The following is a 19,598-nucleotide window of genomic DNA, read 5'->3' as shown; positions in this document are numbered from 1 at the left end:
ATCCCTGTAAACTGCGCCTCTTTGGCTTAAGTCACGGAGAGCCCGGCATGTCCGCTTCGATCCTGTATATCCACGGTTTCAACAGTGCGCCGGCGTCCACCAAGGCCAGTCAACTGATCACGGTGATGGGTGCCCTAGGCCTTGGCGACCAATTGCGCGTGCCGGCCCTGCATCACCATCCCCGTCAGGCGATTCCTCAGTTGGAAGCGGCCATTGCTGAACTGGGGCGGCCACTGCTGGTCGGCAGCTCACTCGGCGGCTACTATGCAACCCATCTTGCCGAACGCCATGGCCTCAAGGCGCTGCTGGTCAACCCGGCGGTGAGCCCCCATCGGATGTTCGACGGCTACCTGGGCCCCCAGAAGAACCTTTACACCGATGAAACCTGGGAACTGACCCACGACCACGTCACGGCCCTGGCCGAGTTGGAAGTGGCGGCGCCCCAGGAGGCAGCGCGTTACCAGGTGTGGCTGCAGACTGGCGATGAAACGCTGGACTACCGCCTCGCCCAACAGTATTACCGGGCCTGTGCCTTGCGCATCCAGGCCGGTGGCGACCATGGTTACCAGGGGTTCGCCCAGCAATTGCCGGCGCTGCTCAGCTTTGCCGGCATTGGCGCAGATCAGTATCAATCCTTCGATTTTTCGTCACTGTAAGAATCGCAGGTCATTTTTTAATCGAACGACTCACGACGAGACCCCATGGCCACTCCCAGCGCTAGCTCTTATAACGCCGACGCCATCGAAGTCCTCTCGGGCCTCGACCCGGTGCGCAAACGCCCCGGCATGTACACCGACACCAGCCGGCCGAACCACCTTGCCCAGGAAGTCATCGACAACAGCGTCGACGAAGCCCTGGCCGGCCACGCCAAGTCGGTGCATGTCATTCTCCACGCTGACCATTCCCTGGAAGTGTCCGACGATGGTCGCGGCATGCCGGTGGACATCCACCCCGAAGAGGGGGTGCCAGGCGTCGAGCTGATCCTCACCAAGCTCCATGCGGGTGGCAAGTTCTCCAACAAGAACTACCAGTTCTCCGGTGGCTTGCACGGTGTGGGTATTTCGGTGGTCAACGCCTTGTCCACCCTGGTTCGGGTGAAGGTAAAGCGCGACGGCAACGAGTACCAGATGACCTTCGCCGATGGCTACAAGGCCACCGACCTGGAAGTGATCGGCACCGTCGGCAAGCGCAATACCGGCACCAGCGTGTATTTCGCGCCGGACCCTAAATACTTCGACTCGCCAAAATTCTCCATCAGCCGCCTCAAGCACGTGCTCAAGGCCAAGGCCGTGCTGTGCCCCGGCCTGTTGGTGACCTTTGAAGACAAAGGCACCGGCGAGAAGGTCGAGTGGCATTACGAAGATGGCCTGCGCTCTTACCTCGAAGACTCCGTCAGCGATTTCGAGCGCCTGCCCAACGAGCCGTTCTGCGGCAGCCTGGCCGGTAATAAAGAAGCCGTCGATTGGGCCCTGCTGTGGTTGCCCGAAGGCGGCGACAGCGTGCAGGAAAGCTACGTCAACCTGATCCCCACGGCCCAGGGCGGTACCCACGTCAACGGTTTGCGCCAAGGCTTGCTGGATGCCATGCGCGAGTTCTGCGAATACCGCAGCCTGCTGCCGCGTGGCGTGAAGCTGGCGCCGGAAGACGTGTGGGAGCGCATTGCGTTCGTGCTGTCGATGAAAATGCAGGAACCGCAGTTCTCCGGCCAGACCAAGGAGCGCCTGTCGTCCCGCGAGGCGGCGGCGTTTGTTTCGGGTGTGGTCAAGGACGCCTTCAGCCTGTGGCTCAACGAGCACCCTGAATTGGGCCTGGCCCTGGCGGAGCTGGCGATCAACAACGCTGGCCGGCGCTTGAAGGCCAGCAAGAAGGTCGAGCGCAAGCGCATCACCCAGGGCCCGGCATTGCCCGGCAAACTGGCCGATTGCGCCGGGCAGGACCCGATGCGCTCCGAGCTGTTCCTGGTCGAAGGTGACTCCGCCGGCGGTTCCGCCAAGCAAGCGCGGGATAAAGAATTCCAGGCGATCCTGCCGTTGCGCGGCAAGATCCTCAACACCTGGGAAGTCGACGGCAGCGAAGTGCTGGCCAGCCAGGAAGTGCACAACATCGCCGTGGCCATCGGCGTAGACCCGGGCGCGGCCGATATGAGCCAACTGCGCTACGGCAAGATCTGCATCCTCGCCGACGCCGACTCCGACGGCCTGCACATCGCCACCTTGCTGTGTGCGCTGTTCGTGCAGCACTTCCGCCCGTTGGTGGATGCCGGTCACGTCTACGTCGCCATGCCGCCGCTGTACCGCATCGACCTGGGCAAGGAGATTTTCTATGCCCTGGACGAGGCCGAGCGCGATGGCATCCTCGACCGCCTGGTGGCCGAGAAGAAACGCGGCAAGCCACAGGTCACGCGATTCAAAGGCCTGGGTGAAATGAACCCGCCGCAATTGCGCGAAACCACTATGGACCCGAACACCCGGCGCCTGGTGCAGTTGACCCTGGAAGACTACGCCGCCACGTCGGAAATGATGGACATGCTGCTGGCCAAGAAGCGCGCGCCAGACCGCAAGTCCTGGTTGGAGTCCAAAGGTAACCTGGCCGAGGTGTTGGGCTGATGCGCACAGGTTTCGCCCTGGCGATCCTGATGTTGAGCGGGCTGGCGGCCACCCAGGTGGTTGCCGCGCCCGTGGCTGAGCTCAAACTCGTGTCCGAACACGCCGTTGATGGCATGCGTGGCGGCAACCTGTCTGGCCTGGCCCTGTGTGGCAAGGAACTGTGGACAGTGTCCGACCGCGACGATGACCAGATCTACCGCCTGGATATCAGTGCGCCGACCTGGCAGGCCGAAGCCGTCAGCATCGATGTGCCGCCGGTGCCGGAGTCGGGTTTGCCCTGGGGGTTGCGTTCGCGCACCAAGGCCGCCTCGTTCATTCGCGGTGGCGACCTGGATTTCGAAGGTATCACCTGTGATGCCGCGGGTAACCGCTACGTTGTCAGCGAAGCCCACGCGGCGGTGCTGCAAGTGCCGGTCAACGGCGCACCCGAGTGGTTGAAGATTGCCCCCGGCATGGTGCGCGAAGCCCGCGCCAGTGGCATGTTGCTGCACTTCAACGCACTGTTTGAAGGCGTGGCGATCAACCCCGAGGGCAACCAGATCTGGCTGGCGGCCGAACGTGAGCGGCGCGGGCTGATTTCCATCAAGCGTCCACAGAGCTTGTGGGCGTGCGAGGGCCCCTGCGTGTTGCTGAGCGAGGCCGGCCAGGAAATGCAGCCGGCCGCGTTCACGGGGGCCAAGGCCGTGTCCAAGGACTTCGCCGACCTGGCGCTGTTCAACGGCAAGCTGTTTACCCTGGAGCGCAATGCGTTTCAGATTTGCCGACGTGATGCAGTCACGGCCAAGGTCGAGCTGTGCTGGTCGTTTGCCGACGAAACCCTGACGCCCGAGCGCAGTTATCCCCAGGCCTACGGCCTGGCCGAAGCCCTGGTGGTTGACGCAGACGGCGCATGGCTGGGCATCGACAATAACTTCGGCGCCCGCGCCGATGGTGAAAAACGCCCGGTGGTCTACCGTTTTGCCGCCCCGGCCGGTGGCTGGAGTGCCCAGCCATGACGAATGAATTTCCTGAATTGACCCGACGCCGCGACATTTTCGCTGCGTCTTACCAAATGATGAGGCCCGCATGAGTGACATCCTCGCAGACAGCTTAGACGGCGTAGAACGCCGGTCGCTGGCTGACTTCACCGAAAATGCCTACCTCAACTACTCCATGTACGTGATCATGGACCGTGCCTTGCCGCATATCGGCGACGGCCTCAAGCCCGTACAACGGCGCATTATCTACGCCATGAGTGAGTTGGGCCTGGACGCCGATTCCAAGCACAAGAAGTCGGCGCGTACCGTCGGTGACGTACTGGGTAAGTTCCACCCCCACGGCGACTCCGCCTGCTATGAAGCCATGGTGCTGATGGCCCAGCCGTTCAGCTACCGCTACACGCTGGTGGACGGCCAGGGCAACTGGGGTGCGCCGGATGATCCCAAGTCTTTTGCCGCCATGCGTTACACCGAAGCGCGCCTGTCGCGTTACTCGGAAGTACTCCTGAGCGAACTGGGGCAGGGCACCGCCGATTGGGGCCCTAACTTCGACGGTACCCTTGACGAGCCTTTGGTGTTGCCGGCACGTTTGCCCAATATCCTGCTCAATGGCACCACCGGCATCGCCGTGGGCATGGCCACCGATGTGCCGCCCCACAACCTGCGGGAGGTCGCCACGGCCTGCGTGCGCTTGCTGGATGAGCCAAAGGCCACGGTCGAGCAACTCTGCGAGCATATCCAGGGCCCGGACTACCCGACCGAAGCGGAAATCATCACGCCGCGCGCCGACCTGCTGAAAATGTACGAAACCGGCAAGGGTTCGGTGCGCATGCGCGCCGTGTACCACATCGAGGATGGCGACATTATCGTCACCGCGTTGCCGCACCAGGTCTCTGGTGCCAAGGTGTTGGAGCAGATTGCCGCGTTGATGCAGGCCAAGCCGTCGAAGTTGCCACAGGTTGCCGACCTGCGCGACGAGTCGGACCATGAGAACCCCTGCCGTATCGTGATCATCCCGACCAACAGCCGGGTCGATCACGAAGTGCTGATGCAGCACCTGTTTGCCAGTACCGACCTTGAGTCGAGCTACCGGGTCAACGTCAACATCATCGGCCTGGATGGCAAGCCGCAGCTGAAAAACCTGCGCAACCTGCTGGTGGAATGGCTGGAGTTCCGCGTGCAGACCGTGCGTCGCCGCCTGCAATTCCGCCTGGACAAGGTCGAGCGCCGCCTGCACCTGTTGGACGGCTTGTTGATCGCCTACCTCAACCTGGACGAAGTGATCCACATCATCCGTACCGCCGAACATCCGAAAGCCGAGCTGATCGCGCGTTTCGAACTGAGCGAGATCCAGGCTGACTACATCCTCGACACCCGCTTGCGTCAGTTGGCGCGACTGGAAGAAATGAAACTGCGCGACGAACAGGACGCGCTGCTCAAGGAACAAGCCAAGCTGCAAGCCCTGTTGGGCAGCGAAGCCAAGCTGAAAAAGCTGGTGCGCAGCGAGCTGATCAAAGATGCCGAAACCTATGGTGATGATCGTCGCTCGCCAATCGTCCAGCGTGCCGAAGCAAAAGCTCTGACAGAAACCGAGCTGCTGCCAAACGAGAAAATTACCGTCGTTCTGTCGGAAAAGGGTTGGGTTCGTTCCGCCAAGGGGCATGATATTGACGCCACCGGTTTGTCGTACAAGGCCGGTGACGGGTTCAAGACCGCTGCGGCTGGGCGTTCCAACCAGTTTGCGGTGTTTATTGACTCGACGGGGCGCAGCTATTCGGTGCCGGCCCACACCTTGCCATCGGCACGGGGGCAGGGCGAGCCGCTCACCGGGCGCCTTACGCCGCCTCCAGGGGCGAATTTCGAGTGCGTGCTGCTGCCGGACGATGACGCGTTGTACGTGATCGCGTCTGACGCGGGCTACGGCTTTGTGGTCAAGGGTGAAGACCTGCAGGCCAAGAACAAGGCGGGCAAGGCGTTGTTGAGCTTGCCGAACAACGCCAAGGTGATCCTGCCGCGCCCGGTGGACGATCGCGAGAGCAATTGGCTGGCATCGGTGACCACCGAAGGGCGCTTGCTGGTGTTCAAGATCAGCGACCTGCCACAGCTGGGCAAAGGCAAGGGCAACAAGATTATCGGGATTCCTGGCGAGCGCGTGGCCAGTCGCGAAGAGTACGTGACCGACATCGCGGTAATCCCGGAAGGTGCGACCCTGGTGCTGCAAGCCGGCAAGCGTACGCTGTCGCTACGGCCGGACGACCTGGAGCACTACAAGGGTGAGCGTGGACGACGTGGTAACAAACTGCCGCGTGGCTTCCAGCGTGTAGATGCTTTGTTGGTCGAAACGCCCGTTTAAGGCGTATTAGAGCCCCCGATCTACGATTTAACGCGTAGATCGGCGCTTTGGCGCTGGAGTCATGGCGCATATTCACGGATGATATGGCCTTTCCAGCGCCGGCGTGGCCGAGCGTGTTTAGGTTATTTTTAGTATTACATTGTGGTTCGCCTTGTGGCAGCCACCTGGATGGGATGATGACTGCTCCACGCCTTCCTTTTATTTTTGTACTCGCTGGCCTCTTGGGGCTGGCGGGTTGCAGCACACACCAACCGGTGTCGCTGTATCAGCTGGACAGCGGAAGTCCAGCGCAGCCAGAACAAGCGGCTGGCATGGCCGTTTTGCTCGGCCCGGTCGTCGTCGCCGACTACCTGCAACGCGAAACCCTGTTGCAACGTCAGAACGACGGCAGCCTGCAAGGTTCCACAGATGGTCGTTGGGCGGGCAGCTTGTCGTCCGATATCAACCAGTTGGTCTTGCGCCAAGTGGCGGGCCATCTGGACAGCCAGCGCGTGGTACTGGCGCCGGGTCCCGGTGGTTTCAGCCCTGACGTTCAAGTGCTGTTGACCATCACACGCCTGGATTCCGGTGTTTCCCAGCCGGCCATCCTGGATGCGCAATGGCGCCTGATCGACCGCCGTGGCCAGGTGCGCGACAACCGCATCGTGCACCTGCAGGAAGAGCACACCGGCACCACGGCGTCCCAGGTCCAGGCCCAGGGCGTGCTGTTGCAGCACCTGGCGCAGCAACTGTCGGTGGCCCTCAAGCCATTGGCCAACCAGCCACCGATTGCCGAGGCGCCGCGTAAGCAGGCGCCTGCGCAGACGGCCAAGCCGTCCGAGCCGCAAAAGCCGAAGATGCCGATGGCCACGCCGATCCGTACGGATATGGAAGTGTTCAGGTTCTAAGCTCAACCGCAGATACAAAAAAGGCCCGCTGACTCAGCGGGCCTTTTTGTTGTACGCGATTCGTATGGCGCTGAAGACCAAATGTGGGAGCGGGCTTGCTCGCGAATGGGGCGTATCAGTCGACACATCAGTGACTGAACCACCGCTTTCGCGAGCAAGCCCGCTCCCACACAAGCCCCTTCCTACACAAACCCACTGTGCAGTGGGGTTTCAGTGCTGCTCAGGGCTTGCGAGTCTCGTGCATCCGCGCCAACTGCCGCTCCAGCATCGACGGATACGGCTCCATCAACCGCTCCACGCAACTTGCCCCCTCAGGGCTGGCAATCGGACGGATACGCGCGCGCTGGCGGATCAGCGTGTCTTCGCTGATCTTGCGCTCCACCAGCAGCAGGTTGCGGCTGTGTTGGGACAGGGCCAGGGCATCCTGGGCGATTTCGGTCAGCAGCAGGTCGATCTGGCTCATGCCGAACAGATCGTCGCCTACCGTCAGGCCCAGTTGCAGTTGCAGGGTGATGCCGCTGTCGGCCACTTCGATCTGCAGGGCATGGCCCAGGGCGCGCAGTAGCTCGCCGCAGCAGATGGCGTTGGTCAGGTAGTCTTCGCCGCTGTCTTCGCTGTGGAACAGCATCAGTGTGCTGCCGTCGTTCAAGGTGTGCAGCTCGCTCTGGTACAGCGACGCAGCCTGGTCCAGGCAGTCACGGTAGCGCTCCAGCAACTCGGTGAGGCGGGCGCGGGGCAGGCGGCGCAGTTGGTCCTGGGAGCCCAGTTGCACGGCCAGCACGGCGCTGTACTGGGGCTCGGCACTTTTTACCGGGGCCGGTTTAGGCGCCGCTGCTGGTGTGCCGGCCGAGGTGTCGCGCAGGTCGGCAAAGGGGTCGTCGTCGTCCAGTTCGTCTTCTTCGGCCTGGATCGCCTTGCGGGTGGCCGGTTTGAGCCCTGCAATCGGGGCGTTTTCGGCGAAGCTCGGCTCATCGACATCGAACTCGGGTTCATCGTCGTATTCTGGCTCGGGTTCAACTTCACGCACCACCGGTTCGGGGGCGAAGCTGGCGTGGAGCTGGCGGGCGAGGTCGCCGATTTCGTCCTGGCGGTCGGTGGCCGGGGTGTGTTCGTCGATATCCCGCAACCAGATGCGCAGTTGCATCAAGGGCGTGGAGATATGCCGACCCAGGCGCAGGCTCAAGGCCAGTGCCAAGGCCAGCAGGATCGCACTGAGGATGCCCATGCTTTGCAGGCTGATGGTCATCGGCTGTTGGAACTGTTGCATATCGAGGCTGATACGCAGTTGGCCGGCCTTCACATCCTGGAACGTGATGTTGCTCTGGTACAACCCTTCGGCTTCACCCAGCAGGCCGTTCTTCGGGCGCTGCCCGGCTTCGGCCATGATGCGGTTGTCCACGCTGTAGATGGCGGCGTGGGCCACCAGCGGGTTCTTGGTCAGGTTGTTGAGCAGCACGTTGAGGCTGAGGATGTCGTTGGACACCAGCAGCTCAGTTGCCGAAGTGGCGGTCTGCGTGGTCAGGCTCTCGCCCAGGGCGTCGGCCTGTTCGTGCATGGCCTGCTTGAACTGCAAGCCCATCACGCAGGCATAGATCACCAGGGCCAGGGCGACCAGGATCACGTTATGGCTGGCAATGCGTAATGCGATCGGTACACGGCGGTGGCGCAGTGCCCGGAAGATCAGCAGGAAGAAGTTATCGGTTTTTACTGGCGTGGGCCGGTTCACTTGCGCTCGGCTCTTGGTCCGTGAAGTTGACGCGCAGTATAGCGACAGCCCTAGAACCGGCAAAGCGCTGGCTGTGCCCGATGGTCACTGAAAGTGGGTAGAATGCGGTTTTTTTCCAGCCTGGGGGTGCGCCTTGCGCGAAATTGTCCTGATTAACATCACCGGTGAAGATCGTCCGGGTCTCACTGCAGCCATTACCGGTGTTCTGGCCCAGGGTGGTGTGAACATTCTCGACATTGGCCAGGCGGTGATCCACGACACCCTGTCGTTCGGCATCCTGGTTGAGATCCCAAGTACCGAACAGGCGTCCTCGGTGCTCAAGGACATCCTGTTTACGGCCTACAAGCTGGATCAGCAGGTGCGTTTCACCCCGGTCTCCGAAGCCGATTACCAGCATTGGGTGGCCGGCCAGGGCAAAAAGCGCCATATCGTGACGCTGCTGACCCGCAAGGTGACGGCCGAGCAGTTGCAGCGCGTGAGTTCGATCACCGCGCAATACGGCTTGAATATCGACCATATCGACCGTCTGTCGGGTCGCATGCCCCTGGACACCCCGGCCGACCAAGGCAAGGGCTGCATCGAGTTCTCCGTGCGCGGTGAGCCGGCTGACCCTCAGGCGCTGCGCGCCGAGTTCCTGAGCGTGGCCCAGGAGCTGAATGTCGATATCGCCTTCCAGGAAGACTCCCTGTTCCGTCGCAATCGCCGTCTGGCGGTGTTCGACATGGACTCCACCCTGATCGAGGCTGAGGTCATCGACGAGTTGGCCAAGGCTGCCGGCGTGGGCGAGCAGGTCTCGGAAATCACCGAGCGCGCCATGGCCGGCGAGCTGGACTTCCGCGCCAGCTTCAAAGAGCGCCTGGCTTTGCTCAAGGGCCTGGACGTGAGCGTGCTGGACTCCATCGGCGCTTCCCTGCGCCTGACCGAAGGCGCCGAAACCCTGTTCGCCGAACTCAAGCGCCTGGGCTACAAAACCGCGATCCTGTCCGGCGGCTTCACCTACTTTGCCAAGCAGTTGCAGGCCAAGCTGGGCATCGACTACGTGTTCGCCAACGAGCTGGAAGTGGTAGATGGCAAGGTGACCGGCGTGGCCGTGGAGCCGATTGTCGACGCACAGCGCAAAGCGGACTTGCTGAAGGAATTGGCCCACAAGGAAGGTTTGCGTCTGGAGCAGACCATTGCGGTGGGCGATGGGGCGAATGACTTGCCGATGCTGGCGATTGCCGGATTGGGCGTGGCGTTCCGCGCCAAGCCGTTGGTGAAGCAGTCGGCCAAGCAGGCGATTTCGACGCTGGGGTTGGATGGGGTGTTGTATCTGCTGGGCTTCCGTGACCGTGATGGTCAGCTGTAACCCGATCTTACTGTAGGAATACAGTCAAAATGTGGGAGGGGGCTTGCTCCCGATAGCAGAGTGTCAGTCAGTACATGTGTTGACTGATCCACTGTCATCGGGAGCAAGCCCCCTCCCACATTTGGTCCCACTAGTTTCAGATCAGGCTTTTGGCAGCCCCATACCCTGGCCCATCTGCACCGCAGTGCCTGCTGCCAACTCTTCAGCCCACTTCACCTGATCCGGCCCGAACAGCACGATCGCGGTCGAACCCAATTTGAAGCGACCCAGCTCAGCGCCTTTCTCCAAATGAATCGGCGCACGCGCAGCTTCGTCATAACGGAAAGTTTTCAGCTCGCGTTTCGGCGGCGTCACCAAACCCGCCCATACGGTTTCAATCGACGCCACAATCATCGCGCCCACCAACACCACCGCCATCGGGCCGCGTTCGGTGTCGAAAATGCAGGCAACGCGTTCGTTACGCGCAAACAACTCTGGCACGTTTTCGGCGGTGGTCTGGTTGACCGAAAAGATGCGCCCAGGGATGTAGATCATTTCGCGCAAGGTGCCGGCCAGTGGCATGTGCACGCGGTGGTAGTCCTTCGGCGACAGGTAGACCGTCGCAAAATCACCGCCCATGAACGGCGCCGCCACGGCGGAGTCGCCACCCAGCAACTCCAGCACGCTGAAACTGTGGCCCTTGGCCTGGAACACGCGGCCGTGCTCAATCGGGCCGAGTTGGCTGATGGCGCCATCTGCAGGGCTCAGCACCGCGCCAGGGGTTTGGTCCAGCGGGCGGGCGCCCTCTTTCAATGCGCGGGTGAAGAACGCGTTGAAGTGCTCGTAGGCGGTCACGTCTTCAACCAGGGCCTGGGACATGTCCACTTGATAGCGCTTGGCGAACCAGGTGGTGAAGGCGTTCTTGAACCAGCGCACGCGGCACTCGGCAACGCAACCGGCCAGGCGCGACAGCAAGTGGTGCGGCAGCAAGTACTGGCTGAGGATAAACAACTGCTTTTTCATTGACTGTCCTTTAAACCTTAAATCTCGACGGGGGTGTCGGGGTGGTTGCCCCATTCGCCCCAGGAACCGGCATAACCTTTGACTCGCGGATAACCGAGCGCCTTGGCCACCAGGTAGGTGAAGCCAGAGCGGTGGTGAGTCTGGCAGTGGGTGATGATTTCTTTATCTTTGGTCAGCCCGAGGTCTTCGAGGATCTGCGGCATGTCGCGGCGGATACGCAGGTTGCGCGCCTTGTCCATGCCGGCGGTCCATTCGAAGTTCACCGCGCCGGGAATGTGGCCGCCCTTGGCTGCGAGAACCTTTTCGCCGGCATACTCCAGCGGGCCGCGAGCGTCCCAGATCCCCAGGTCGGCGGCGCCGAGGCGGCTTTGCAGGTATTCACGGGTGGCGGTGGGGCCGTCATGCAAGGTGAGGCTGACTGGGCCGCCGACGGGGGTGGGCACCTCGGTGGAGACTGGGCGTTTTTCTTCCAGCCAGGCCAACAGGCCGCCGTCGAGGTAGTGGTATTTCTGATGGCCGATCACGTCGAGCATCCAGATGAAACGCCCGGCCCAGCCGCCGCCCTCGTCGTCATACACCACATACGTGGCATCTGGCGTGTGGCCCAGTTCGCCGAAGAGTTTTTCCAGGTCGGCCTTGTGGGGCAGCAGGCCGGGTGCCGGCGGCTGGCCCAGTTGGGTGCGCTTGGGGTCAACGAAATGCGCGCCGGGGATATGCCCTTCGGCGTAGCGGGCGGCACTGGTGAGGTCCACCACAATCAGGTGTTCGGCATCGAGGCGACCAAGCAGGTCGCTGGATTCGATCACCAGCGGCAAGCCAGAGAAGTCAGGCATGTGAGGTCTCCTGGGCACAAATGTTGGCGATAAAGGACCGCGATTGTAGCGCAAGCATCAGGCGCTGCGGTTGGTAAAGCAGTGCAGGGCCTTCTCGATGCATTGGGCGGTTTTGCCGAAGGCCTGCACGGTGGTTTCCGAAAACGGTCCGCCGCCTTGGTCGGCCACCATCAGCATCACCACCTTGCCATTGCAGCTCAGGGAACGCAGCAGCAGGTGTTCACCGCTGAACAGACGACGCAGGATCGGCGGCAGCAGCGCCGAGAATTGGGCGTGGTTGTCCGGGTTGAGGCGCACCTGGGCCGACTTCTCAAGCAAGCGCTGCAGCAAGGTGCTGTTGACCACGTCCAGGCTCAGGTTGGCGGCATCCTTCGGCAGGCCGTCGACCTGATGCACGCGCAAGGTGCTTTGGGCGCGATCGGTCATCAGCAACATGACCCGTTGCATGCCGCTGGCGACGAGGGCTTCCTTGGCACAGGTGGTCAGGTGCATGGCGTTGGCGAAGCGGCTTGGCTCCACCAGCAATTCGGTGCAACGCTTGCGCCAGATGGCCAGGGCCTCGGCGGTGGGTGGCGGCGCTGGCAACAGGCCGCGATGGATCTTTTGTACGTGCCACGGCCAGATCAGCGACAACGCCGGGTGCCAGAGGTCTGGCATCAGTGTGCTGCGGGCGCTGGTTACCGCCTGTTGGTGAACCTGTTGCTGCACTTCGCCCAAAGGCTGTTGCAGGTACAGCGCGGTGAGGTATTGCCAGCGTTGGGTGTGCGGGCAGGTCCAGGATTCCTGGGCCGACATCGCCAGGCCGTTGGCCAGCAACACGGTATTGGCCGGCTGGTTCAGCCAGCGGCGCAGGTTGGGTTCGGCATCGAGCAATTGCTGATGGCGCAGCGGGTCGTCCTCGCGGGCGATATGCAGGGCCTTGACCAGCAGACGCTGTTCGCCCAGCAGCAGGGTGTAGCCCTGGGAAACCCAGATCGGCAGGTGCCAGGCCTCGGTCAGGCCCAGGCACAGGTCCAGCAGACGTACGCCGAACAGTTCCTGCTCGACCTGCCGCGCCGATTGGCCCTTGTGGATAACCCGCAGTTCCCATTCTTCGAGCAGCTTGGGATAGGCCACTGCCATCGGCCACAACGGTGACAGAAACAGCAGGCTGCCCCAGTGAATGTCCTGCCACAGCCGGGCCAGACGGCTGCCGAACAAGCCATTGGCTTGCTGGGAAGCGTGCTGGCTCACCAGCAACAGTTGGCGCAACGCCACGGGAATCTCTTGGGCGGGCACCGAGGGCAGGCGCGCCAGCAGCTCTTCGGCGCGCTTGAGGCCCAGGCGGTTGAGCGCCACTTCGAGGTTTTCCGCCGGTTCCGCCAGGCTGCCCTGGGTATGGCTGTTGGCCTCGCGCATCACGCTGAGCACCAGGGCCGGGCTGTTTTGCATCAGTTCTGCAATATCTCGCAACGAACTGCGGCTGTCGCGGATGGCTTTGCACACCCGGTCATGGCTGGCCTGGGGGACGGGCAGCAGCACGTCGTCCAGGCGCTTGATCCAAGCGGCGAGAGAGTTGGGTTTTGCAGTTGGGACTGTCGTTTCATTAGCCATGATTGGGGCGCGATCATCAATTGCGGTCAACACGCCCAGAGCGGGCCGAACTGGCTTTTCGCCTTAACGGGCTATAGTCTGGCGCAGTTTTGCCGATAAGTAGAACAAGAGTTTTCCAGTTTCCCTAAATATGTCCATGAACCCGACGGCGCAAGTACTCATCTCCTATGGCTAAAATTATCGGCATCATTGTCGTCTTCGCAAGCGTGCTCGGCGGGTACGTCCTGTCCCACGGTAAAATCGCTGCGCTGATCCAGCCTTTCGAGGTGATGATCATTGGCGGTGCCGCACTGGGTGCGTTCCTGCAGGCGAACCCCGGTTACATGACCATGCATGTGATCAAGAAGTCGCTGGGCATGTTCGGTTCGCGCTTCACCCACACCTTCTACCTGGAAGTGCTGGGCCTGGTGTACGAGATCCTCAACAAGAGCCGCCGCGAAGGCATGATGGCCATCGAGGCCGACATCGAAGACGCCGCTGCCAGCCCGATCTTCGCCAAGTACCCGGCCGTGCTCAAAGATGAGCGCATGACCGCCTATATCTGTGACTACCTGCGCATCATGTCCTCCGGCAACATGGCTCCCCATGAGCTGGAAGGCCTGTTCGACATGGAACTGTTCAGCCTTAAAGAAGAATTGGAACACCCCTCCCACGCCGTGACCGGCATCGCCGACGGCATGCCAGGCTTCGGTATCGTGGCCGCGGTACTCGGTATCGTCGTGACCATGGCCTCCCTGGGCGAAGGCGACCAGGCGGCCATCGGCATGCACGTAGGTGCGGCACTGGTAGGTACCTTCTTTGGTATTCTCGCGGCCTACGGCTTTTTCGGCCCGCTGGCGACCTCCCTGGCCCATGATGCCAAGGAAGAAATCAACCTGTACGAGTCGATCAAGGCCAGCCTGGTAGCGTCCGCTTCCGGCATGCCGCCATCCCTGGCCGTGGAGTTCGGTCGCAAGGTGCTTTACCCGAAACATCGCCCGAGTTTTGCCGAGTTGGAACAAGCGGTTCGCGGTCGCTAAGCCATGGAAAACAACCAGCCGATAATCATCAAGCGCGTCAAGCGCTTCGCTGCGGGGCACCATGGCGGCGCCTGGAAAATCGCTTTCGCCGACTTTGCAACGGCGATGATGGCGTTCTTCCTGGTGCTGTGGCTGATGTCCACCGCTACGCCGGAACAGAAGATCGCCATTGCCGGTTACTTCAAAGACCCCATTGGCTTCTCGGAAAGCGGCACGCCCTTTGTGATCGACCTGGGCGGCTCGCCGCAGTTGGCGCCTGAGCGCACCATCAACCCGGAAATCAAGACCGAAGCGCCCCAGGAAAAAATTCCCATCGAGCGCGACACCGTCGAGTCCATGGCTGAGCAGGTCGAGCAAGAGCGCCTTGAGCTGCTGCTGCAAGAGCTGCAGACCAAGGTCGAGGAAAACCCGCAGTTGCTGAAGTTCAAGGACCAGATCTCCTTCGAAATCACCCCTGAAGGGTTGCGCATCCAGATCACCGACGCCGCCAACCGGCCGATGTTCGACTCTGGCAGCGCACGCTTGAAGCCGTACTTCGAAGACATCCTGCTGGCCATGGCTGACACCATCAAGGCGGTGCCGAACAAGATCAGCATCAGCGGCCACACCGATGCCAAGCCGTATGCAGGCCAGGGCGATTTCGGCAACTGGGAACTCTCGGCCAACCGCGCCAACGCCGCGCGCCGTGCGCTGGTAGCGGGCAGCTATCCGGACCCGCAAGTGGCAAGGGTGGTGGGTTTTGCTTCGTCGCAGCTGTTTGATCATGAAGACCCGTACAACCCGGTCAACCGCCGGATCGATATCGTGGTGCTGACCAAAAAGGCCCAGCGTGCGATTGAGGGTGATCAGCCGCAACCGACGCCAGCCCCAGGTGCCGCCGCTCCCGGCTCGGCCCCGGTCGACCCGAACGCACTGCCGCCGAACCAGGAGCCGCTGCCAGCCCATGAACTGCGCCAGAAGCTGAACCTGTTTGATGACGGTGGGGTGAAGGACCCTACGGTGCCTAAATCAGGTTCCTAAGCTACACATGCAACAAGGCCGCGATCATCGCGGCCTTGTTGTTTCTGCCGTTGTGTAGGAGCGAGCTTGCTCGCGAAAATCTCCAACGCTAACGCGTGTATCCAGGATGCCCGCGTTGTTCTTGGGTTTTTCGCGAGCAAGCTCGCTCCTACCGAGGAGTCAGAGTGGCAGATAGGCTTTGACGCCACTGATGACGCCTTGCATGTCATCGCTGGCAAGGCGAGGTACGAAATATTCTCGGCCTTTCGTGCGGGTTTTGCGATGAAGTTTGTCGAGGCGTTCGAAGCTGACGGTGTAAATCATGTCGCATTTCACCCACAGCTCTTTATAACCGTCCGACTGAAGTGGGTTGTTGCCATTCGGCACGCGGTGGAGCTTGCTTCGCCCCTTCTGCGCCGCTGGATCAACCCCGACAAGGACCCAGACTCCTGCCAGCGTTCGCTGGTGACGGAGCGATTATGAGCATCAGAAATTCTGAATTCAAACGGGCTTGTGTCGACGGGCCACCCAGTTGCGCTGAATTCTTGATGCCAAGCCCCCATTAAATCAATGGAGTAGCGAGTGCCTTGCCTTGATTTATGTGTATCAAGAATTGGCCGCTCAGTAACTACTCTCCGGCAAGCTCGCAATGATCGACCGATAGCTGTTCATCCGCTGTTGCTGCACACGGCCATCTTCCAGCGCCTTGAGCAACGCACAACCCGGCTCGCGGTCGTGTTTGCAGTCGCGGAAGCGGCAGGTGCCGATCAGGTCGTTGAACTCGATAAAGCCCGCTTCCACATCACTGCGGCTGACGTGGCCGAGGCCAAATTCACGAATGCCTGGGGAGTCGATCAACTCGCCGCCGCCAGGGAAGTGGAACAATCGCGCGGTGGTGGTGGTGTGGGTACCCTGGCCGGACAGTTCCGACAACGGGCCCACGCGGGTTTCGACTTCCGGCAGCAGGCTGTTGACCAGCGAGGACTTGCCCACGCCAGACTGGCCGACAAACACACTGATGCGGCCATCCAACTGCTGTTGCAGCTGTTCCATGCCGTTACCGTGATGGGCCGAAACCTCCAGCACCGGGTAACCCAGGGTGCGGTACACCGCCAACAGCGCGTTGAGCGCCGGGGCGTTCTGTTCGTCGATCAGGTCGAATTTGTTCAGCAGCAACAGCGGGCGAATGCCGGCATGCTCGGCGGCGACCAGGTAGCGGTCGATCAGGTTGGCATGGGGCTCGGGCAGGGGCGCGAACACGATCACGATCATGTCGACGTTGGCCGCCACCGGCTTGAGTTGGCCGCGGCTGTCTGGGCGGCGCAGTTCGGTGGTGCGTGGCAACTGGGCGACGATCACGCCAATACCCTGGTTGCCGGCACGCCACACCACTTTGTCGCCGGTGACCAGCGCAGGCAGGTTGGCACGCAAGTGGCAACGGAACACCTGGCCTGCGAGTTCGCCTTCCAGCGCCTCGACTTCGACCTGCACCCCAAAGTGCGCGATCACCAGGCCCGTTTGCTCGGGGCCCAGGTCGCCGCCCTCAAGCGCTTCCACGGCGGATGATTCACGTTTGGCGGCGCGTGCGGCGCGTTCACCTTGAATCTTTTCGATGCGCCAGTTTTGGCGGCGATTGAGCTGGCGTTTGGCCATTGGTGTTCCGTGTCGATAATGCAAGGGTTAGGTAAAACGGTCGCGAGTCTAGCACGCCCCCGCCTGCTAAACTGCGCGGCTAAGTCCAGGTGCCAAGAGAATCAAGCCATGCAAAACCCACAGAACCTGATTTGGATCGATCTGGAAATGACCGGTCTGAACCCTGATACCGACGTCATCATCGAGATGGCCACCATTGTCACCGACAGCAACCTCAATACCTTGGCCGAAGGTCCGGTGATCGCCATCCACCACAGCGACGCCGTGCTGGCCACCATGGACGAGTGGAATACCCGCACCCACGGCAACTCCGGCCTGACCCAGCGCGTGCGCGACAGCCGTATCAGCATGGCTGAAGCGGAAGCCGAAACCATCGCGTTTTTGGAAAAATGGGTGCCCAAGGGCAAGTCGCCCATCTGCGGTAACAGCATCTGCCAGGATCGCCGCTTTCTCTACACCCACATGAAAGGCCTGGAAAGCTACTTCCATTACCGCAACCTGGATGTGTCCACGCTCAAAGAGCTGGCTGCGCGTTGGGCGCCGGAAGTCAAAGACAGCTTCCATAAAGGCAGCACGCATTTGGCGCTGGATGATATTCGCGAGTCGATTGCCGAGTTGCAGCATTACCGCAAGCATTTCATCAAGGCTTGATCATGTTGCGCCTGGTCCGGCGCCATCGCAGGCAAGCCAGCTCCCACAGTTGACCGCGTTCCAATGTGGGAGCGGGCTTGCTCGCGAAGGGCGCGACGCGGTCTTTCGCCAAGTGCCCCCTTTTGGTGCCATCAGCAAATGATTAGACTGCCGGCCTCAATGCAAGGATCGCCATCATGCTGCTGATGCTCTACCTCATCGCCATCACCGCCGAAGCCATGACCGGCGCGCTGTCGGCCGGGCGGCGCGGTATGGATTGGTTTGGCGTAGTACTGATCGCCTGTGTGACGGCGTTGGGCGGTGGCTCGGTGCGCGATGTGCTGCTGGGGCATTACCCGCTGACGTGGGTCAAACACCCGGAATACCTGGTACTGACTTCCGTCGCGGCGCTGCTGACGATCTTCATCGCGCCGCTGATGCGCCGCCTGCGCTCGCTGTTCCTAGCGTTGGACGCCGTGGGTCTGGTGGCCTTCACCCTGATCGGCTGCATGACCGCACTGGAGATGGGCCATGGCATGCTGGTGGCTTCGGTCAGCGGGGTGATTACCGGCGTATTCGGCGGCATCCTGCGGGACATCTTCTGTAACGACATCCCGCTGATCTTCCGCCGCGAGCTGTACGCCAGCGTGTCGTTCCTTGCCGCCTGGTTCTACCTGCTGTGCCTGTACCTGGAACTGCCCAGCGAACAATCCATCTTGCTGACGCTGTTCAGCGGCTTTCTATTGCGGCTGCTGGCGATCCGTTTTCACTGGGAAATGCCCAAGTTCGTCTACAACGACGACGTGCATTAACGCGTGGCGTGCTGGTTGAGTGCCCATTCCACATGTTCGCGCACCAGTTCGGAGGGATAGTCGCGCCGCGCTTTCAGGGCTTCCAGCACCGGGATGCTTGATGGCGCATTGCCCAGGCCGACCGCCAGGTTGCGCAGCCAGCGCTCATAACCGGCGCGGCGCAGGGGCGAACCTTCGGTGCTACTGAGGAATTTGTCCTCATCCCACATAAAAAGCTCGGCCAGTTCGGCGTTATCCAGGTTGTGGCGCGGCTTGAAGTCGCTTTCGCCGGTGGGGCGGGCGAAACGATTCCACGGGCAAACGATCTGACAGTCATCGCAGCCGAATACCCGGTTGCCGATCAGCGGGCGCAAGTCCTCTGGAATGGCGTTTTTGAGCTCGATGGTCAGGTAGGAAATGCAACGCCGCGCGTCCAGCACATAGGGGCCGACGAAGGCATTGGTGGGGCAGATGTCCAGGCAGGCGGTGCAGCGTCCGCAGTGTTCAGTGCTGTGGGGTTCGTCCACCGGCAAGGGCAGGTCCACAAACAGCTCGCTCAGGAAAAAATAGCTGCCGGCCTTGCGATTGAGCACCAGGGTGTTTTTGCCGATCCAGCCCAGGCCCGCCTGTTCGGCGATGGCTTTTTCCAGCACGGGCGCGCTGTCGACAAAGGCCCGGAAGCCGAACGGGCCGATCTGCGCCTGGATGCGGTCAGCCAATTGCTGCACGCGCTTGCGGATCAGCTTGTGGTAGTCGCGGCCCAGGGCGTAGCGGGAGATATAGGCCTTTTTCGGCTGGGCCAGCAGTTGGGCCATTTGCGTGTCGCCGGGCAGGTAGTCCATGCGCAGCGAGACCACGCGCAGGGTGCCGGGCACCAGTTCGTCGGGGTGCGAGCGCTTGCTGCCGTGGGCGCCCATGTAGTCCATCTCGCCGTGGTAGCCCGCGTCGAGCCAGCGTTGCAGGTGTTGTTCATGCTCAGCCAGGTTCAGGCCGCTGATGCCGACTTGTTGAAAGCCCAGTTCGCGGCCCCAGTCTTTGATCGATTGGGCGAGGGCGGGCAGATCGGAGGTAATAGCAGGCATGAGACACGGGAAACCACAGGTTAGATGCGTATAATTCTGCCAGACATCGGAGCTTGAAGACGCATGCCGCAGACAAAACACGAAATTCCCGACGTTCAG

General features: G+C 61.6%; 17 protein-coding genes. 11 read left to right on the top strand and 6 right to left on the bottom strand.

All coding sequences use genetic code 11. The features are described 5' to 3' along the window. Positions 1-47 precede the first annotated feature (47 nt). From DYL59_RS26970 to DYL59_RS26950, 5 genes are all read left to right on the top strand, one after another. Positions 48-656 carry a YqiA/YcfP family alpha/beta fold hydrolase gene (locus DYL59_RS26970; RefSeq protein ID WP_135291880.1) on the top strand — a complete coding sequence of 203 codons (609 nt, stop codon included), beginning with the start codon at positions 48-50 and terminating at the stop codon, positions 654-656. 45 nt (positions 657-701) lie between these two features. Continuing rightward, on the top strand, positions 702-2,606 hold the full coding sequence (parE, locus tag DYL59_RS26965; protein WP_135291879.1) for a DNA topoisomerase IV subunit B: 1,905 nt from the start codon (positions 702-704) through the stop codon (positions 2,604-2,606). Beyond that, positions 2,606-3,601, top strand: coding sequence for an esterase-like activity of phytase family protein (locus DYL59_RS26960; protein ID WP_135291878.1), 996 nt, complete (start codon positions 2,606-2,608; stop codon positions 3,599-3,601). The genes parE and DYL59_RS26960 overlap by 1 nt, the downstream gene beginning before the upstream one ends. A 70-nt stretch (positions 3,602-3,671) precedes the next feature. Further along, the gene (gene parC, locus DYL59_RS26955) at positions 3,672-5,936 is read left to right on the top strand and encodes a DNA topoisomerase IV subunit A (RefSeq protein WP_025999681.1); all 2,265 of its coding nucleotides are present in this window, start codon (positions 3,672-3,674) and stop codon (positions 5,934-5,936) included. A 176-nt stretch (positions 5,937-6,112) separates the two neighbouring features. Next, positions 6,113-6,823, top strand: a complete 711-nt coding sequence (locus tag DYL59_RS26950) for a PqiC family protein (protein WP_167496722.1) — start codon at positions 6,113-6,115, stop codon at positions 6,821-6,823. 220 nt (positions 6,824-7,043) lie between these two features. On the opposite strand, the gene DYL59_RS26945 is transcribed toward DYL59_RS26950, so the two are convergent. Beyond that, positions 7,044-8,549 (bottom strand): AhpA/YtjB family protein, encoded by a 1,506-nt coding sequence (locus tag DYL59_RS26945; RefSeq protein WP_135291876.1) that lies wholly within the window; start codon positions 8,547-8,549, stop codon positions 7,044-7,046. A 133-nt stretch (positions 8,550-8,682) separates the two neighbouring features. On the opposite strand from DYL59_RS26945, the gene serB reads away from it, so the two are divergent. Beyond that, a complete protein-coding gene (gene serB / locus DYL59_RS26940; protein ID WP_122485466.1) occupies positions 8,683-9,897 on the top strand; it encodes a phosphoserine phosphatase SerB in 1,215 nt (404 codons plus the stop codon). Positions 9,898-10,038: 141 nt separating this feature from the next. On the opposite strand, the gene asd is transcribed toward serB, so the two are convergent. Genes asd through DYL59_RS26925 form a run of 3 tightly spaced genes read right to left on the bottom strand, consistent with a single transcriptional unit; the run spans position 10,039 to position 13,325 of the window. Further along, positions 10,039-10,899 (bottom strand): archaetidylserine decarboxylase, encoded by an 861-nt coding sequence (asd, locus tag DYL59_RS26935; RefSeq protein ID WP_135291875.1) that lies wholly within the window; start codon positions 10,897-10,899, stop codon positions 10,039-10,041. Positions 10,900-10,916: 17 nt separating this feature from the next. Continuing rightward, entirely contained in the window at positions 10,917-11,732 is an 816-nt protein-coding gene (locus DYL59_RS26930) for a rhodanese-like domain-containing protein (protein WP_135291874.1), read from the bottom strand. 57 nt (positions 11,733-11,789) lie between these two features. After that, positions 11,790-13,325 (bottom strand): HDOD domain-containing protein, encoded by a 1,536-nt coding sequence (locus tag DYL59_RS26925; RefSeq protein ID WP_135291873.1) that lies wholly within the window; start codon positions 13,323-13,325, stop codon positions 11,790-11,792. A 167-nt stretch (positions 13,326-13,492) separates the two neighbouring features. Here DYL59_RS26925 and motA point away from each other — a divergent pair, with 167 nt between their 5' ends. From motA to DYL59_RS31465, 3 genes are all read left to right on the top strand, one after another. After that, on the top strand, positions 13,493-14,344 hold the full coding sequence (gene motA, locus DYL59_RS26920) for a flagellar motor stator protein MotA (RefSeq protein ID WP_010213623.1): 852 nt from the start codon (positions 13,493-13,495) through the stop codon (positions 14,342-14,344). Between the two features lie 3 nt (positions 14,345-14,347). Next, the gene (gene motB, locus DYL59_RS26915; RefSeq protein ID WP_135291872.1) at positions 14,348-15,364 is read left to right on the top strand and encodes a flagellar motor protein MotB; all 1,017 of its coding nucleotides are present in this window, start codon (positions 14,348-14,350) and stop codon (positions 15,362-15,364) included. Positions 15,365-15,430: 66 nt separating this feature from the next. Continuing rightward, on the top strand, positions 15,431-15,826 hold the full coding sequence (locus tag DYL59_RS31465; protein WP_167496721.1) for a hypothetical protein: 396 nt from the start codon (positions 15,431-15,433) through the stop codon (positions 15,824-15,826). Between the two features lie 138 nt (positions 15,827-15,964). On the opposite strand, the gene rsgA is transcribed toward DYL59_RS31465, so the two are convergent. Next, positions 15,965-16,996, bottom strand: coding sequence for a small ribosomal subunit biogenesis GTPase RsgA (gene rsgA / locus DYL59_RS26905; RefSeq protein ID WP_048727582.1), 1,032 nt, complete (start codon positions 16,994-16,996; stop codon positions 15,965-15,967). 108 nt (positions 16,997-17,104) lie between these two features. Here rsgA and orn point away from each other — a divergent pair, with 108 nt between their 5' ends. After that, a complete protein-coding gene (gene orn, locus DYL59_RS26900) occupies positions 17,105-17,647 on the top strand; it encodes an oligoribonuclease (RefSeq protein ID WP_003171343.1) in 543 nt (180 codons plus the stop codon). Between the two features lie 173 nt (positions 17,648-17,820). Beyond that, complete coding sequence (locus DYL59_RS26895) at positions 17,821-18,438, top strand: trimeric intracellular cation channel family protein (protein ID WP_193557586.1); 618 nt, start codon at positions 17,821-17,823, stop codon at positions 18,436-18,438. Here the strand turns inward: DYL59_RS26895 and queG are convergent. Continuing rightward, positions 18,435-19,499, bottom strand: a complete 1,065-nt coding sequence (gene queG, locus DYL59_RS26890; RefSeq protein ID WP_135291871.1) for a tRNA epoxyqueuosine(34) reductase QueG — start codon at positions 19,497-19,499, stop codon at positions 18,435-18,437. The two genes, DYL59_RS26895 and queG, sit on opposite strands and share 4 nt — an antisense overlap. Positions 19,500-19,598: the final 99 nt, after the last annotated feature.

It is taken from the genome of Pseudomonas kairouanensis, assembly GCF_004682055.1.
Classification (GTDB): Bacteria; Pseudomonadota; Gammaproteobacteria; order Pseudomonadales; family Pseudomonadaceae; genus Aquipseudomonas; species Aquipseudomonas kairouanensis.
The sequence above is the reverse complement of the archived record's forward strand: the minus strand, read 5'-3'. Positions and strand labels throughout refer to the sequence as shown.